Source organism: Hymenobacter segetis (assembly GCF_038448715.1).
In the GTDB taxonomy this organism is placed as follows: domain Bacteria; phylum Bacteroidota; class Bacteroidia; order Cytophagales; family Hymenobacteraceae; genus Hymenobacter; species Hymenobacter segetis.
On the sequence record NZ_JBCEVZ010000034.1, the window covers coordinates 38,517 to 53,934 of the forward strand.

General features: G+C 62.9%; 14 protein-coding genes. 2 read left to right on the forward strand and 12 right to left on the reverse strand.

Annotated features, from left to right (window positions below; all coding sequences use genetic code 11):
• Nucleotides 1-13: 13 nt before the first annotated feature.
• From AAFH49_RS14015 to AAFH49_RS14035, 5 genes are all read right to left on the reverse strand, one after another.
• Nucleotides 14-2,941: a M56 family metallopeptidase gene (locus AAFH49_RS14015; protein ID WP_342299075.1), complete on the reverse strand. Its 2,928-nt coding sequence runs from the start codon at nucleotides 2,939-2,941 to the stop codon at nucleotides 14-16.
• Nucleotides 2,928-3,353 (reverse strand): BlaI/MecI/CopY family transcriptional regulator, encoded by a 426-nt coding sequence (locus tag AAFH49_RS14020; RefSeq protein WP_241937221.1) that lies wholly within the window; start codon nucleotides 3,351-3,353, stop codon nucleotides 2,928-2,930. Before AAFH49_RS14020 ends, AAFH49_RS14015 begins: the two co-directional genes overlap by 14 nt.
• Nucleotides 3,354-3,579: 226 nt before the next feature.
• Complete coding sequence (folB, locus tag AAFH49_RS14025; RefSeq protein ID WP_342299077.1) at nucleotides 3,580-3,945, reverse strand: dihydroneopterin aldolase; 366 nt, start codon at nucleotides 3,943-3,945, stop codon at nucleotides 3,580-3,582.
• Between the two features lie 161 nt (nucleotides 3,946-4,106).
• On the reverse strand, nucleotides 4,107-5,180 hold the full coding sequence (locus tag AAFH49_RS14030) for a DivIVA domain-containing protein (protein WP_342299079.1): 1,074 nt from the start codon (nucleotides 5,178-5,180) through the stop codon (nucleotides 4,107-4,109).
• Between the two features lie 95 nt (nucleotides 5,181-5,275).
• Entirely contained in the window at nucleotides 5,276-6,202 is a 927-nt protein-coding gene (locus AAFH49_RS14035; RefSeq protein WP_342299080.1) for a WD40 repeat domain-containing protein, read from the reverse strand.
• A gap of 192 nt (nucleotides 6,203-6,394) precedes the next feature.
• Here AAFH49_RS14035 and AAFH49_RS14040 point away from each other — a divergent pair, with 192 nt between their 5' ends.
• Both AAFH49_RS14040 and AAFH49_RS14045 read left to right on the forward strand, forming a co-directional pair.
• A complete protein-coding gene (locus tag AAFH49_RS14040; RefSeq protein WP_342299082.1) occupies nucleotides 6,395-7,078 on the forward strand; it encodes a 4'-phosphopantetheinyl transferase superfamily protein in 684 nt (227 codons plus the stop codon).
• Nucleotides 7,079-7,121: 43 nt separating this feature from the next.
• Nucleotides 7,122-7,703, forward strand: a complete 582-nt coding sequence (locus AAFH49_RS14045) for a redoxin domain-containing protein (protein WP_342299085.1) — start codon at nucleotides 7,122-7,124, stop codon at nucleotides 7,701-7,703.
• Between the two features lie 184 nt (nucleotides 7,704-7,887).
• Here AAFH49_RS14045 and AAFH49_RS14050 read toward each other — a convergent pair whose 3' ends face one another.
• The 7 genes from AAFH49_RS14050 to AAFH49_RS14080 form a co-directional block, all read right to left on the reverse strand.
• Nucleotides 7,888-8,808: a helix-turn-helix domain-containing protein gene (locus AAFH49_RS14050; protein WP_342299086.1), complete on the reverse strand. Its 921-nt coding sequence runs from the start codon at nucleotides 8,806-8,808 to the stop codon at nucleotides 7,888-7,890.
• Between the two features lie 20 nt (nucleotides 8,809-8,828).
• A complete protein-coding gene (locus AAFH49_RS14055; RefSeq protein WP_342299088.1) occupies nucleotides 8,829-9,701 on the reverse strand; it encodes an alpha/beta hydrolase family protein in 873 nt (290 codons plus the stop codon).
• Between the two features lie 152 nt (nucleotides 9,702-9,853).
• Nucleotides 9,854-10,846: an aldo/keto reductase gene (locus tag AAFH49_RS14060; RefSeq protein WP_342299091.1), complete on the reverse strand. Its 993-nt coding sequence runs from the start codon at nucleotides 10,844-10,846 to the stop codon at nucleotides 9,854-9,856.
• Nucleotides 10,847-10,945: 99 nt separating this feature from the next.
• Nucleotides 10,946-11,989 (reverse strand): aldo/keto reductase, encoded by a 1,044-nt coding sequence (locus AAFH49_RS14065; RefSeq protein ID WP_342299093.1) that lies wholly within the window; start codon nucleotides 11,987-11,989, stop codon nucleotides 10,946-10,948.
• 259 nt (nucleotides 11,990-12,248) lie between these two features.
• The gene (locus AAFH49_RS14070) at nucleotides 12,249-13,082 is read right to left on the reverse strand and encodes a transglutaminase-like domain-containing protein (RefSeq protein WP_342299095.1); all 834 of its coding nucleotides are present in this window, start codon (nucleotides 13,080-13,082) and stop codon (nucleotides 12,249-12,251) included.
• A gap of 229 nt (nucleotides 13,083-13,311) precedes the next feature.
• On the reverse strand, nucleotides 13,312-15,039 hold the full coding sequence (gene poxB, locus AAFH49_RS14075) for a ubiquinone-dependent pyruvate dehydrogenase (protein ID WP_342299096.1): 1,728 nt from the start codon (nucleotides 15,037-15,039) through the stop codon (nucleotides 13,312-13,314).
• Between the two features lie 154 nt (nucleotides 15,040-15,193).
• The coding region (locus AAFH49_RS14080; RefSeq protein ID WP_342299097.1) for an LPXTG cell wall anchor domain-containing protein at nucleotides 15,194-15,418 on the reverse strand (225 nt) is incomplete at its 5' end.

Here is a 15,418-nt window from a genome sequence, read left to right on the forward strand (position 1 = left end):
GCTCGCTTCGCCCCTATTCCTGGGTCGAAATCGTCATGTTAAATTTCTTATCCTCAGCGTGGCCAGTGAGCTTGCGGTACTTGGCCGCCAGCTCGTCCGACTGCTTTTTGCCGTTCACCGTCAGCCCCGAGTTGTTGAGCTGGAACTGCAGGTTTTTCTCGGTGACGCCGAGGATTCCGTCCTTGCGCAGCTCATTCCGCAGCTCCTCCGTGTCGACGCGGGGCGGGGCCGGGGGCGCGGGCGGGGCCGGCATATCCATCATCGGCGGGGCCGGCGGCGCGGCCAACGGGGCCAGGGGGGCACGCGGCGGCCGGGGCGGGCGCGGCCCGGGGCCCATGTTGAAGCTGGAGTCATTGCGGCCGTTGCGGCGGATGACCATCACGTCGTTGCCACTTAGCGAGCGGCCGTTGGCTTCGGCGTATAGCTTCAGGTACTTGTCGCGCACTTTGGCCGACTGGTCCTTGCCGTTCACCGCCATGCTGGTGGGCGAAAGGCGCAGCTGGAAATTATCCTTGTCCTTGATGAGGCCATCTTTCTGCAACTGGTCGATGAGGCCTTCGTTGAGCTTGCGGTCACGTTCGGCGCGGTCGCGGTCACGGTCGGCGCGGGCCCGGTCGCGGTCGGCCTGGGCACGGTCCCGGTCGGCCTGGCGGCGGTCATGTTCGGCCTGGGTGCGGTCATAATCGGCGCGGTCACGGTCCCGTTCGGCCATTGCCCGGTCCCGGTCGGTTTGGTTGCGGTTCTGCTCCATGTCACTCAGCTCCTCCTGCGACTCCCGGATGCGCTCCTTGATTTCCTGCCGGCGCTCCTGCATTTCCTGCCGGTTCTCCTGCATGAGCTGGTTGTGCTCCAGCATCAGCTTTTGATGCACGCGCATTTCGGGGTCCTGGTCGCCGTTCATGCGCAGCTGCCGGCCCGAGGAGGCGTTGCTCTCGGCCTGCTTTATTTGAACGCGCACTTTCTCCAACTCTTTGTTGATTTCCTTGCGCTGGGTGGCGCTCAGGCCCTTGGTGGCAGCGGCGGTGCGCAGGCCGCGCTCGGCTCCGCGCAGAGCGTCGATGGCGGCGCGGCTGGTTTCGGGGTCCTGACCGTCTTTAAGGGTTTTGAATCGGTACACCCGGTTTATCGACCCATCGGGAACCACGCGAAACGCCCTATCCATCGGCCCGCTCATGTCCGGGAAATTGAACTGGAAATTCCGGTTGAAGTTGCGGTTGAATTCCTTCTCCGCCTCTACTTTTCGCTTCATGTTGCGCTCCATGTGCCGCTCCATGTCGCCGCCATCGGTGCGGAACGCAAAGGCCCGCATATCAGCAGAGGGAGCCATCTGGATGATTTCAACCTGCTGTCCTTTATCGCCCTTGCTCTTTTTGGGCTTGCCAATGGCCGACTCCACGCGCTGGCCGTTCACCACGAGGTCCGTAAGGCGGCCCTTTTTGTCCTTGGTCACCACCACCGTGCCGGGATTGCCGGCGAAGGGCATCGGCCCCATTTCCTGACCATTAATGATGACGCGGCGCTGCTGGCGCGGGGGGCGGCCGTCGTCGTTCTGCGAGGCCTCGTCGGCTCGGTCAGCTTCATCCTTGATAACCGTGATTTCGCGGCGCACCTCGGTGGGCTGGCCGGGCGAAGTTGCGGTTGTCGTGTTGGTTGTGGTCGTGGTGGTGGCGTGCTTGTTGGTATCGGCCACGCCGGCGGCTTTGGCGGGCGGTATGGGGCCGGTTTGCCAGTAGAAGGCGGTGGGTTTGGCGGTGTGGCTGTTATCGGCCAGCGGGCCGGCCAGGGCCACGCTGCCGCCCAGCAGGCCCAGCCCGCCCAGCACCAGCGCGCCGGCCATCAGGCCTTCGGCCATGGTGGGAGCGGCGGGGCGGCGCTGCACCAGGCGGCGCACCCGCATCAGCAGGGCCCCGGGCCGGTTCATAGCGGCCAGGGCGAGGCGTGGGGCGGTGGGTACCACGGCGCTCTGGCTCCACTCGGCCAGGGCAGTGAGGGCGCGGGCCAGCCTGAGCGGGTCGCCACCCACGAGGGCCGTGGCGGTGTCGTCGCAGCAGTTTTCGCGCTCGGTGCGCACGCAGTTGGCCATAAACCACACGGCTGGGTGGTAGAAAAACAGCACTTCGGCCACGGTTTGCAGCAAGTTCACGAGGTAGTCGCGGCGCAATACATGGGCCAGCTCATGTGCCAGAATGGCCTCCAAGCAAGCCGGCGACAAGCCCGCCACCGTGCCCAGCGGCAGCAGAATCACGGGCCGCAAGTGGCCCACTACCAGCGGCACCTGCACCAGCGCCGACTCCAGCAGCGCCACTGGCCGCTTCACGCCGCTGCGGACGGCCAGCGCGGCCAGCCGCTCCTGCCACACGGCACTCAGGGGGCGCACCCGGTAGTTCCGCAGCCGCTGCACATACAGCAGGCCGCCCAGCATGCGCAGGCTCATGGCCAGCAGGCCCAGCAGCCACGCCACTACCAGCAGCGGCAGGTTCTTATCGAAATACCGCAGGCCCGTAGCCAACCAACTGGGCGTGGCCGGCTGAACAACCGGACTTCCGGCAGTAGCCGCTGCCTGACGCGAATACGTGGTATTTGCAGCAACTGTCACCGTTTTGTCCGTTCCTTTTGGAGCTACTGAAGCGCCCGCCGCTGGAGTTTCAACCTGCTTCAATGGCGCTACTTGTTGGGTTTTCACCGTGCCGGGGCTCAGCAAAATGCCCTGCGCCGGGCTCGAATTAAAATACAGCCCGAACGTGATGCCGGCCAGCGCCACCACCACACCCAGCGCCCCGGCCGAGGCCGCGTAGCGCACTTCGGCCCGCTGGCGGCGCAGCAGCAGCAGCGCCCCGGCCAGCACGGCCGCTACCAACGCACCCTGCCACAGCGAATGCAGCAAGGTCCAGCCCAGAGCCCGCGTGAGGGCGGGCGAAACGAATTGCTCAAGCGTGGTCATCGTCGTCGGAATTAGGGGTGGAATTCTGGATTTCAATGTCATTCAGTAGGCGGCGGATTTGCGCCAATTCGTCGGCCGAGGTCTGGCGGCTGCCCAGGGCCTGCATCACCAGCTTCAGGGCCGAGCCGCCGAAAGTGGCGTCCACGAACTTGTCGAGGAGCAGGCCCTGGGTTTCCTGCTCTCGCACCGCAGCGCGGTACACGTGGCTGCGGTCGGCATCGTCGCGCCGCACCAGCGCCTTTTCCAGCATCAGCTGCAGAATTTTGAGCGTGGTGGTGTAGCCCACCTCCGCCTGACGGCGCTGGCTCAGGTGGTCGTTGATGGCCCGCACGGTAGCGGGGCCGTGCTGCCAGAGCACGTGCAGGATTTCCAGCTCGGAATCCGTAGGTTTGGGGGGCGGTGCTTTGCTCATGTCGAAAGATACGAGGTTACTACGAATTATTTCGTAGGATGAGACAAAGATTATACGAACACCTTCGTAGTTGCAAGAAATGTCTACGAAAAATTTCGTACAACTGCACTAGATGGGACTAATCCACTGTATGACAGTGAATTAATTTTTATCCAAAGTCTGATTTTGACCGGTATCGTTCAATGGGATACGCAAAGGGTTGCGTCTCTACATCGTTCGAACATTCCTATTGCTTCTCCCGTCGCTTCACCAGCGTGACGCGGGCACGCTGGCAGATACCGCCCAGTGGCGGGTTGAACTTGCTGACGCTGATTTTCACCTTGCGCACGCCGGGCAGCTCGGCCGTGATGCGGTCGAGCACGCGGTGGGCCACATGCTCCAGCAGGCGGGCGGGGGCACGCATTTCCTCGGCCACGAGGCGGTATAGCACTTCGTAGTTCACCGTCTGCTGCAGCTTATCCGACTCGCCAGCGGCCAGCAAATCGGTTTTGATGTAGAGGTCGACGCCGTATTTGTTGCCGATTTTCTGCTCTTCATCATAGTAGCCGTGGAAGGCGAAAAACTCCAGCCCTTCGAGTGCGATTTGGCCCATGTGGTGAGGTGTGAGGTGATGAATTAGAGAGAAACGAGAGCCCAGGCCGCTTATGCCAGTGCCGCCGCAAAGGTCGGCGCATAAAAAAAGAAAGCCTATCCGAGGACAGGCTTTCTTCAAATGACATTTACAAAATCCGAGCAATCCGACTAATCCGTGGTCTAGATTTCATCGAAAAACGACTTTTCCGCTACCGAAGCTTCTGCAGGGGCTGTTGTGGCAGCGGCCGCCATGCCCGGCTGGCCGGGATGAATGGCCGGTTCGGGCTGCGCGATTTCGGGGTGGTTGGGCGTCACGGGCTGAATGTCGGGCGAGGGCGGCTGGATATAGGGCGGGTTGGGCTCGGGTACCTGCGAGGGCGCAGGCGGGTCGATGTGCGGGGCGGGCGAGATGCCGGGGTTTTCGGCCGGAGCGGCAGGGCGCTCAATGTCGGGGTGCGGCGATTGGGCGGGCGCGCCGGGGTCAGGCTGCTGGCCGGGCTTGGGGTTGTAGCCGGTGGTTTGGGCGGTGCGCTCCAGGGTTTCTTCGGCACGGCCCAACGAGGTGGGCGCGAAGGCAGCAGGCGTGGCGGCGGTAACAGCCGCAGCCGATGAAACAGCGGAAGAAGAAGTGACTTGCATGGCGGAAGGGGTTTCGGGCGTGGGTTCGGCGGCGGCTTCCTTGGGCCGCTCTACCTGTACGCGGGCCGCCCGCGAAAGGATGGCCGCCGTGCCGCCCTTGGGCCGGTTGCGGGCTTTTTCCACTTTATCCAGCGCATCGGATGCCAGGTGATGCAGGTCGCGCACGAGGCCGTCGAGCTGCTGTTCCAGGCGCTGGCACTCCTGACCCAGGCCGCCCACTTCACGCTGCATGTCGGCTACGGTTTTTTCGGCTTGCTGGTAGGCGCCATCCACCACTTCGCGGGCGCGCTGGCGGGCTTCGCTCAGGATGCTTTCGGCCTGGAACTGAGCTTCGCGGATGCGCAGGTCGGCATCGCGCTGGGCCTGCTCGGTGATGTTGTTACCGGTGTCCTCGGCCGTTTTGAGGGTGCGGTAGAGGCTGCTTTCCACTTCGCGCATCTTCTGCACGTCGTGCTGGGCATGTTCAAGTTTGAGGCGCAGCTCGCGGTTTTCGTCGCCCAGCCGCTCCCACTGCTGCGAAATAGTGGTCAGGAAGGCCTGCACCTCGTCTTTATCAACCCCTCGAAAGGATTTTTCAAACGTTTTCTGGCGGATATCGAGAGCGGTGAGTTTCATTTTTTCAGTTGTCAGTTATTCGTGGCAGGCAGTCCAAATCAGAGGCAGGAATCAGGCATCTTTATCCCTGAAAACTGACAAAGAACCGTCCACAGCTACGCGCCCAATTCCCAAACGGCCAGGCTGCGGTCGTCGCTACACGAAACTAGCCGGTTTTGGTTGCCCGGCCAAACCAGCCGGTTCACCGACGTGCCGTGGCCGGCGGCGCGGGCGCGGTCGAGCACGCGCAGCAGCGTGAGCGTGGCCGCGTCCCAGAGCTTGATGCTTTTATCGAGGCTGCACGAGGCCAGGTAGCGGCCATCGGGGCTAAAGGCCAAGTGATTGATGGTGTACATGTGGGCCGGCACGGTGTCAGTCAGCGCGTAGCCATTGGCCACGTCCCAGCGCCGAATCTGGGCATCGCGGCCGGCCGTGAGCAGGTGCGCGCCATCGGGTGAAAAGGCCACGGAGAAAACCGAATTGGTGCTCTCGCCGAGGGTAAATTTGGTTTCCAATGAATCCAGGTCGAGCACGCGGGTCAGGTGGTCGGAACTGCCGATAACCAGTTCGCCGCGCTCCTCGTGCAGCACCAAAGTGCGCAGGCTTTTGTCGGTGATGCGCAGCAGCTTTTCGAGGCGGAAATCGGGCAGGCGCAGCACGGCCAGCGTGCCATCGGCCAGGCCCGCGTAGAGCCGCTGGCGGCTGGGCGAAAACACGATTTCGAAGATGGCCACCGGCGGCAGGGCCGTGGCGTGGGCCAGCTGCTTTTGGCTTAAATCGATAGCCTGAATTCCCTGGAAATTGTGCCCCAGCACCAGCAAATCCAGCTCCGGCAGGTGGCGCAGAGCGTACACCGAATTTTCGACGCGGGCCAGCAGCTCGCCGTCGTGCTCCGGTTCGGCGGCATCCCAGCCCACCACCATGCCATCGGCGCTGCCGGAGAAAACGCGGCTGGCGGGGCCACCCGTGAGGGCGTACACGGCATCGCGGTGGCCGGCAAGGGTGGCTATTCGGGTAACGAGCGGGCGGAAGATTTCGGACATAAGTGTGCTGCAAAGGTAGCTTTGTTTAGAAGTGGAGCTGCTTGAAAATGACTCCATCTGTCATCCTGAGCGTAGCGAAGGAGCTTATCACGGCTGCTCCGATTGAATTATAACAGGAGCAGCCGTGATAAGCTCCTTCGCTGCGCTCAGGATGACAGACGCTTCCCACTCCCCGCCTCTCGCCCCACTCCTATGCCCCTGCACTCCATCCAGCGCCTCTCCCCTACCGCCGTGCTGGGCCTCTGGCACCTCACCGAAACGCCCGAAGACCTGTGGACGGACCTGCCCCACGCGGCGGCCTATCAGCCGCTACTGCCCGCCACGGCCGATGCGAAGCGTCAGACGCAATGGCTGGCGGGCCGCCGGCTGGCCCATGCGCTGTTCGGAGAATTGCCCACGCCCCTGCCGCCCGAAACGCTGGTGCAAAACGATGCCACCGGCCGCCCCTGGCTACTCGGCGCGCCCGCCGACACGGTGGTGTCATTGTCGCACTCCGGTGAGTGGGCGGCGGCGGTGCTGGCACAAGGTGGCCGCGCTGGGGTCGATATCGAACTCATCCGCGACAAAGCCCAGCGGCTGGGCAAAAAATTTCTGGCCGAAAACGAGTGGGCGCACGCCCGCGCCGCCACCGCCGATGCGGCCGCCGACGCGCATTATACCCTGCTCTGGAGCGCCAAAGAATCTTTGTACAAGCTAGCTGCCCAGCGCGGCATTATTTTCCGCCAACAGCTGCTGCTTCACGAATTTAGCCCGCAGGCATCCGGCGAAATCCCCGCTACGTTAATGCTGAACGGTGCTGAGACGCGGCACCGCATTTGCTATACCCAACCTGCGCCCGGCTACGTGCTTACGTATTGCCACGAACCCGCCGGGTAGCCGCGAGCCCTTGTGCCGCGCCGTTTTGCCTTACCTTACCGCCATGTCTTTCCGTCGCATTTCTATTCTGACCGCCGTGGCCCTGTTGGCCGTGACCCTCGCCGTGGGCGTGGCCCGCGCCCAGGCCGGCGGCACCGTCACCGATTTCACCCTGAAAACTGCCGCCAACGCCGACGTAGCCCTGAAAAGCTACGCCAAGGACAAAGCCGTGGTGGTGGTATTTCTGAACCCGGCCTGTGCCTTTTCCCGCCTCTATCAGGAGCGGTTGGCCTCGCTCAGCAGCGCTTACCGAAGCCGGGGCGTGCAGTTTTTGTTCATCAATGTGCCCATCAACCTCGATGCGCCCGGCACCGCCGCCCCCGGCGAAGTCGAGCTGCCCACCCTAACCGATGCCAGCCAGCAGGTGGCCGGCCTGCTCGGCGTGACCAAAACCGCCGAGGCTGTGGTGCTGGAGCCGGTTGGCAACGGCTTCGCTATTCGCTACCGAGGCGCGATTGACGATAACCCGCAGGTGGCGGGCAGTGTGCAGCAGCCCTATTTGAAACAGGTGCTTGATAACGTGCTGGCTGGTCGCCCTGCCGGCGTGGCCGATAAGCGTGCCGCCGGCTGCTTGATTAAGAGGTAATAGCGCCCTGTCAAAACCAGAAACGTCTTTATACCAGAAAGCCCCGATAATACGCAGTATCGGGGCTTTCTGGTATAAAATGTAGGGGCGGGGCTTACCCCCGCCCGGCCGGCCGCATTGCCTCAACAATTCCGTTCAACGGCGGGCGGGGTCAAGCCCCGCCCCTACATCGTTCGTCCCCCCCTCACTGCGCCGAAAACCGAAAAGCCGCCGGCGTGAGTCCGGTTTTACTTTTGAAAAGCCGCGTGAAATACTGCGGGTACTCAAACCCAAGCTGAAACGCGGTTTCGTTGATAGTGAGCGAGGTGGTGAGTAGCAGGCGCTTGGCTTTTTCGATTATGGCTTGGTGGAGGTGCTGCTGGGTGGTCTGGCCGGTGAGGGTGCGCAGCATGTCGCTGAGGTAGGCGGGCGACACGTTTAGTGCATCGGCGAAATGCTGCACGGTGGGCAGCGGCAGTTCGGTATCGACGGCGAAGTAGTGAGTTAATTGGGCCTCGAAGCGGCTGAGCAGGTCGTGTTCGGGACTGCGGCGGGTGAGAAACTGGCGGTGGTAGAAGCGGTTGGCATAGTTGAGCAGCACGTCGAGCTGCGACACCAGCACGTCCTGGCTGAAGGCATCGATGGGCCGGCCGTATTCAGCCCGAATGTTATCCAGCAGCGTATCCAGGGCCGTTTCTTCCTGAGCCGAGAGGTGCAGCGCCTCGTGCACGGCGTAGGAGAAAAAGCCGTAGCCGGCAATTTTCTGGCCCAGCGGGTACTTGCGCAGCAGGTCGGGGTGAAACACCACCATCCAGCCGCTGATTTGGGAAATATCCAGCGTTCTATCGATGGCAAAGACCTGCCCGGGAGCCTGGAAACCCATCACACCTTCGCCAAAGTCGTAGGACTGGTGCCCGTAGTGGACTTTGCCTTTGAGATTTTTCTTGACCCAGACGGTGTAGAGCTGCTGGAGCACTGGCATCATCTTTTCGGGCGGCGCGTTGCCGCGAGTCTGCTCCAGGTCGATGACGGTGAGCAGCGGGTGGGCCGGCGCGGGTAGCCCGCACAGGCGGGTGTAGTCCGTCACGGTTTCCAGCACGCGGATATCGGGGGCCTGCTGTTTCATTATGATGTTTAATAAATGAGCTACTCCGCAACTTCAAGCGGCAATTGCTGCTCCAGAAACTGCAGAATCTCAACCTGCATTTCCGTCTGAAATTGTGCCCTATCAAACCCAGGCGGGTCTTGCGAGGGCGGAAACGCTGGGCCCGTGCGCTCCGGTGGAAATGGGCTGAAGAAGGAATAATGGCCGGCATTTTTGATGATGCGGTGCTGCACCTGCTGCCGGTCGGCCACGCCGTTGAGCACGATTTGCGCGTGGAAATCGGGCGTCCATTCGTCCTTTTCGCCCATCATCAGCAGGATGGGCACCCGCACCTCACGCAAGGCCTCGGCCGCCCGGTACCAGACGGTGGCTGGGGCCAGCAGCACCAGCGCGCGCACCCGCGCATCGGACGTGGCGGGGATGAGCTGCGATGGTTCAGTCACGGTACCCGGCTGCCCGCCGGCCAGCGCCAGCGCCGTGTAGCCGCCCAGCGAGTGTCCAATCAGGGCCACCCAATCGGGCCGCAGCGCCGCTCCGAATTCCGCGACCAGCGCATCAATGGCCAGGCTGAGATGGCGCGGGCGGGCCACGAGGTTATCGGGCGTGTTGTGCCAGGAGTTGTCGTCGCGGTGGTTGGCGTGGTGCCGGGGCAGGCCCACTACGAAGCCGTGGCGGGCCAGAAAATGCGCCAGCAGCCGGTGCGTGAGCGGCGTGCCGCCGGTGCCGTGCGAAATCAGCACCAGCGGAAATGGGCCGGGTTCGATGGGCGCATCAAAGGCCACTTCGAGGCTGTAGGGGCCGATGGGCTCGGGCTGGCCGGGCGTGCCGGTGGGGTACAGCACGAGCAGCGGAAAAGTCAGGCCCAGGGCAGCATCAGCAATTTCCAGGGTGCGGCAGCCTACGAAGTCGGGCATAGTTTGATAAGGTTGGCGGGGGCAATTGCCACCGGGCAAACTTAGCGGCTATTGTGGCAGCAGAGGCCTCAACTGCATCAATTGTGATGATTCAAATTGTCATGGCTCAAGCAGCTAGCGCAACCCGAACCATGACGTTCTGATGATGATATTTAAGCCTGCACATAGGCCGCACCGGCGGCGCTGCCCACGGGCATGATGGCTTCCAGCTCGGCCAATTCCGCCGCGCTAAGGGCAATGCTGGCGGCGGCTACGTTCTCTTCCAGGTACTTGCGGCGCTTGGTGCCGGGAATGGCCACCACGTCCTGGGCCAGCACCCAGGCCAGCGCCAACTGCGAGGCCGAAACGCCTTTGGCCGTGGCCAGGGCCTTTACTTTCTCTACCAGAGCCAGGTTTTTGGTGAAGTTCTCGCCCTGGTAGCGCGGCAGGTTGCGCCGAATATCGGAAGCATCAAAGTCTTCAAACTTCGTAATCTCGCCCGACAAAAAGCCCCGGCCCAGCGGCGAATAGCCCACGAAGCCGATGCCCATCTCGCGGGTGGCTTGCAGCACGCCGTCGTCTTCCACGCCCCGGTCGAAGAGCGAATATTCGGTTTGCAGGGCCGTGATGGGATGCACCTGGTGCGCCCGGCGCAGGATATCGGCCGAAACCTCGGACAGGCCGATGTAGCGCACTTTGCCTTCTTCCACCAGCCGGCTCATGGCCCCCACCGTGTCCTCGATGGGCGTGTTGGGGTCGAGGCGGTGCAGATAATACAGGTCCACGTAGTCGGTGCCGAGGCTCCGGAGCGAGCGTTCGATGGCCTTGCGCACGTAGTCGGGCCGGCCGTTATAGCCCCAGGTCAGCGCCTCGTTATCATCGATTTCGAAGCCGAATTTGGTCGCGATTAAGCACTTATCACGCTGGCCGGCAATGGCCTTGCCCACCAGACGCTCGTTCAGCAGCGGGCCGTAGAGGTCGGCCGTGTCCAGCAGGTTCACGCCCAGTTCCAGCGCCCGGTGAATGGTGGCAATGCTTTCCGTTTCATCGGCCACGCCATACACGTTCATGCCGGCCAGAGTCGTCATGCCCATGCAGCCCAGGCCTTCCACGGGCACTTCCAAGCCCTGGCTGCCCAGGGCTACTCGTTTGATTTCAGTTGTCATTTTGCGGTTGATTTTGATAGCGTTTGGTTATCTCAAAGGTCCGGCCCACACACCCCGGCGGGCCTACACAAAACCCCATTTCTGCAACACAAAACCCGGCTACTGCCAGCCTCGCACACTGCCGCCGCCAAATACGGCCTGCTTCAACACGGGCCAAATCCGGTCCTGAAACGGGTCGAGAATGCTGGCATCGTCCAACGTTTTCAGCTGCTCAGGGCTAAGCTGAATTTCGAGCGAAGCCAGACTATCGTGCAGCTGCGCCACCTTGCTGGCCCCCACAATCAGCGAACTGATGCCGGGCTGCGCCATTGCCCAGGCCAGCGCCACCTGCGCCAGCGGGCGGCCCAGCTCCGCCGCCACCGGCCGCAGGGCATCTAGCACGCGCCAGTTGTGGTCGGTGAATTTCATATTGCCGAAGGGATTGGGGCCGGTGAGGCGGCCTTCGCCGCTGGCTCCGGTACCGTCGCGCTCGTACTTGCCGGCCAGGAAACCGGCCGCCAACGGGCTCCACGGCGTGATGCCTAGGCCCATTTCTAGGGCGGCGGGCACGTGCTCGGCTTCGATGCGGCGGGCCACCAGCGAGTATTCCATTTGCAGGGCGATGGGGCCGGGGATGCCGTGCGCGGCGGCCAACGTGGCGGCTTTGGCGGCGTACCAGGCCGGCACGTTGCTGAAGCCGAAGTAGCGGATGCGGCCGGCCCGCACGAGGTCACCTAGCGTTTGCAGGACCTCTTCCACGGGCGTTACGCCGTCAAAGGCGTGCAGCCAGTAGAGGTCGGCGTAGTCGGTTTTGAGGCGGCGTAGCGAGCCTTCCAGCGCGCGGTGAATGTTTTTGCGGCCGTTGCCGCCCACGTTAGGGTTGCCGGCCTGCCCGCCGAAGCTGAATTTGGTGGCCAGTACCACTTGGTCGCGCAGGCGGCGGCCGGCAATGTAGCCACCCAGCATTTCCTCGCTCTTACCACCCGAGTACACGTCGGCCGTATCCACAAAATTGCCGCCGGCCTCGACGTAGGCATTGAAAACGGCCTCGGATACGTCATCGCCCGAGCCCCAGCGCGGGGTGCCAAACGTCATGGTGCCCAACGCCAGCGGGCTTACCACCAAGCCGGAGCGGCCCAGGGTGCGGAAATCGGTGAGCTTCATCAGGAAACGGGGGTTAGGGCCGAAGCGACGGTACTTCGGCTGCTGAACAGGCAGCACTCCACAAAGGTCTTGGGATAGGCCATGCCTGGACCTACACAAACCGCCGTTTCTGCAACACAAAACGCAGGCGTTGTTTACGCCGGAACGGTCATGCTGAGCGTAGCCGAAGCATCTCTACCGCAATACTAAAATTGATTAGTTACACGGTAGAGATGCTTCGGCGGCGCTCAGCATGACCGTTCTAACGGTGCTCCTGCCCCTACTCCAGAATACTCAGCAACACGGCCACCTCGGCCGCCTTAACCGGCTCCTGCAGGCGCTCGAAGCTCATTTGCAAATTCCGCATGGCGCGGCGCACGATGTCGAGGTGCGAGCAAGGCTCGAAGAAAATGGGATTGGGCGTGATGTTGAGCTGGGCCACGTAGTGCTCGATATCGGTGCGCGAGAGCACCAGGCCGCGGTTGTAGCAGTTGATGTAGAACGGCTCGGCCCCCGGCAGCTCGGGCCGGAAAGTCAGAACAAAAAGATTGGGCAGATTCACCCCGAAAACCGGCAGTTGGAGCCGTTGCGCCACCAGCAAATAAATCACGCACAGCGTGAGCGGGTTGCCGCGCTTGGTTTCAATCACGCGCTGGAGCATGGAGTTGGCCGGCGAGTGGAAATGCTGGGTGTTGGCCGCGAACTTATGCGTGCGGAACATCACGTAATTCAGGGTTTGGACCTGGTCGGCGGGGTGCATTTCGGGTCGCAATGCCGTCCAGGCCTCGAAGCGGAGCTGCTCGATGGCACGGTTCAGGGCCTGGTAGTCGGCGTCGGGATACTGGTAGGTGTTCAGCAGCCACATGCCTTCGAGCAGGTCGGTGGCCCCGGCTTCGCGCCACACTTTGAGGCGCTGCTGCAGGCCCTCAAACTGCAGGTGGTGAATCAAATCCTCCAGCCGGTGCTGCTGCTGGCTGTCAAGCGTTTCCTCCCACGACTCCTCCAGAAAGGGAATGATGCTCTCGCCCAGGTTCTGAATTTTATCCTGGATTTGCGGCGCGATTTCCGGGTCGTCGAGCAGCGAGATGAGGGCTTTGATTTCTTTGTTGGTCATTGGATGCGAAACGGCCGCCGCTAGGGTTGCGGGGCCGAATTTAACACGCGGAAGGGCCTTTTGGGTTTCGTAGGGGCTGCGATGGCCGGCCACGGGAGTGATATAGAACGTCATGCAGAGCGTAGCGAAGCATCTTGCCCGCCACCAGTAATCCAATCAAAAAAGTTAGTGACTGCGGGCAAGATGCTTCGCTGCGCTCTGCATGACGTTCTTTTCGGTCAGGCAAACCCTACCGAAACAGGTTCGTTTTCGCCACTTCCAGCAGCTCGCTGCCCTTGCCATTCATCAGCGCCTTCAGCGCATACAGCCCAAACCCCTGCGCCTGCTTCAGCTCAATACTGGGCGGCATGCTCAGCTCTTGGCGCTTCACCACGGCATCCACCAGGGCGGGGCCGTCGTGGGCCAGGGCTTGGCGGAGCACGCTTTCCAGGTCGGCGGGGTCGCTCACGCGGAAGCCTTTGAGGCCGGCTGCAGTGGCCAATGCCCCGAAATCGGGGTTGTCCAGCTCGGTGCCGTATTCGAGGATGCCGGCGGCCTTCATTTCCAGCTCCACGAAGCTGAGGGCGGAGTTATTGAAGACGATGATTTTGACGGGGATTTTGTGCTGGCGGATGGTCAGCAGTTCGCTCAGCAGCATAGCCAGGCCGCCGTCGCCGCACATGGCGATGACCTGCCGGCCGGGCTCCACCAGCGCCGCGCCGTAGGCCTGCGAAACCGCGTTGGCCATGCTGCCGTGCACGAACGAGCCGATGAGCCGGCGCTGGCCATTCATGTGCAGATACCGGGCGGCCCAGATGGTAGGCGTGCCCACGTCGCAGGTGAAAATGGCGTTTTCGGCGGCTATTTCGTCCAGCAGGCGGGCTACGTGCTGGGGGTGCAGGCTGGTATCGCCAGCGTCGCCGGTGGCCAGCTCGGCGAGGTGGGCGTCGTCGTCGCGGTGGCGTTTTTGGGCTTCTTCGAGGTGGGCGCGGTCGGTGCGGGGCGTGAGGTGGGGCAGCAGCTGGCGCAGGGTTTCGGCCACGTCGCCGGCCAGCCCAATTTCGACGCGGGTGCGCCGGCCGATGTTTTCGGGGCGGATATCGACCTGCACCACGCGGGCCTTCTCGGGGTAAAACTGGCGGTAGGGAAAGTCGGTGCCCAGCATCAGGATGGTGTCGGCGTCCATCAGGGCATGGTAGGCGGCGGGCATGCCCAGCAGGCCAGTGAGGCCCACGTCGTAGGGGTTACCGGGCTCCACATGCTCCTTGCCGCGCAGGGCGTGCACCACGGGCGCTTGGAGCGCGGCAGCGGCGTGCACCAGCTCATCTAAAGCTCCGGCACAGCCGATGCCGGCCAGAATCGTCACCTTTTCGCCCGCGTTCAGCAGCTCGGCGGCTTGCTTAATATCAGTGTCCGAAGGGCGCAGGGCACTACGGCGGCCGTGGGTGGGCAGCAGGACATCTGGTGCTTCAATTTCGAGATACGCTACATCGCCGGGCAGCACTACCACGGCCACGCCGCGCTGGCCCAGGGCGGCGGCCACGGCGCTCTCAATGGTGCGCACGGCCTGCTCGGGCACCGAAATCAGCTCGCAGTAGTGGCTGCATTCGCGGAACAGCCGCTCGGGGTGGGTTTCCTGGAAGTAGCCGGTGCCGATTTCCACGTTGGGAATCTGGGCCGCGATGGCCAGCACCGGCACGCGGCTGCGGTGGCAGTCATACAGGCCGTTGATGAGATGGGTGTTGCCCGGCCCGCAGGAGCCGGCGCACACGGCGAGGTCGCCGGTGAGGTGGGCCTCGGCTCCGGCGGCGAAGGCCCCGCCCTCCTCGTGCCGCACGGCTATGAATTCGATGTCGTCGCGGGTGCGGATGTTGTCGGTGATGCCGTTGAGGGAGTCGCCTACCACGCCAAACACGCGCTTCACGCCGGCGGCTACGAGGGTATCGACAATGATTTCAGCTACGGATTTCTTGGGCATAATTTTCTGCGTTAGAGTCGCTGGCTTTACGCAAAAACGAAAGGCCCGGCAGTGCGGGCCGGGCCTTTTTTGTCATATAGCGCGGACTTTGTCGTCCGCGCCCCGGAACGGCAATTATTGGGGCAGCGCGGGGACGCGGACGACAAAGTCCGCGCTACGCCGCAGCCAGCGCCGTTTTACGGTGCCGCCGCCACACCACCAGCAGGCCCACCGCCCCCACCAGCCCGCACACGCCCAGCCACAGCAGCATATTATACCCATCTGTGAAAGCCCGGTAGCCGGCCGTGAAGACGAATAGCACCGCCCCCACCCCTTCCCACAATCGGCTCTCAAACAGCGCCGAAGTAGCCTCAGGCACGGCCGGCAGGTTCACCACCAC

What these genes read in the sequence shown, in the direction of transcription:
- AAFH49_RS14015 (WP_342299075.1), bottom strand. Translation starts at nt 2,941, where the DNA reads ATGACCACGCTTGAGCAATTCGTTTCGCCCGCCCTCACGCGGGCTCTG.
- AAFH49_RS14020 (WP_241937221.1), bottom strand. Translation starts at nt 3,353, where the DNA reads ATGAGCAAAGCACCGCCCCCCAAACCTACGGATTCCGAGCTGGAAATC.
- folB (WP_342299077.1), bottom strand. Translation starts at nt 3,945, where the DNA reads ATGGGCCAAATCGCACTCGAAGGGCTGGAGTTTTTCGCCTTCCACGGC.
- AAFH49_RS14030 (WP_342299079.1), bottom strand. Translation starts at nt 5,180, where the DNA reads ATGAAACTCACCGCTCTCGATATCCGCCAGAAAACGTTTGAAAAATCC.
- AAFH49_RS14035 (WP_342299080.1), bottom strand. Translation starts at nt 6,202, where the DNA reads ATGTCCGAAATCTTCCGCCCGCTCGTTACCCGAATAGCCACCCTTGCC.
- AAFH49_RS14040 (WP_342299082.1), top strand. Translation starts at nt 6,395, where the DNA reads ATGCCCCTGCACTCCATCCAGCGCCTCTCCCCTACCGCCGTGCTGGGC.
- AAFH49_RS14045 (WP_342299085.1), top strand. Translation starts at nt 7,122, where the DNA reads ATGTCTTTCCGTCGCATTTCTATTCTGACCGCCGTGGCCCTGTTGGCC.
- AAFH49_RS14050 (WP_342299086.1), bottom strand. Translation starts at nt 8,808, where the DNA reads ATGAAACAGCAGGCCCCCGATATCCGCGTGCTGGAAACCGTGACGGAC.
- AAFH49_RS14055 (WP_342299088.1), bottom strand. Translation starts at nt 9,701, where the DNA reads ATGCCCGACTTCGTAGGCTGCCGCACCCTGGAAATTGCTGATGCTGCC.
- AAFH49_RS14060 (WP_342299091.1), bottom strand. Translation starts at nt 10,846, where the DNA reads ATGACAACTGAAATCAAACGAGTAGCCCTGGGCAGCCAGGGCTTGGAA.
- AAFH49_RS14065 (WP_342299093.1), bottom strand. Translation starts at nt 11,989, where the DNA reads ATGAAGCTCACCGATTTCCGCACCCTGGGCCGCTCCGGCTTGGTGGTA.
- AAFH49_RS14070 (WP_342299095.1), bottom strand. Translation starts at nt 13,082, where the DNA reads ATGACCAACAAAGAAATCAAAGCCCTCATCTCGCTGCTCGACGACCCG.
- poxB (WP_342299096.1), bottom strand. Translation starts at nt 15,039, where the DNA reads ATGCCCAAGAAATCCGTAGCTGAAATCATTGTCGATACCCTCGTAGCC.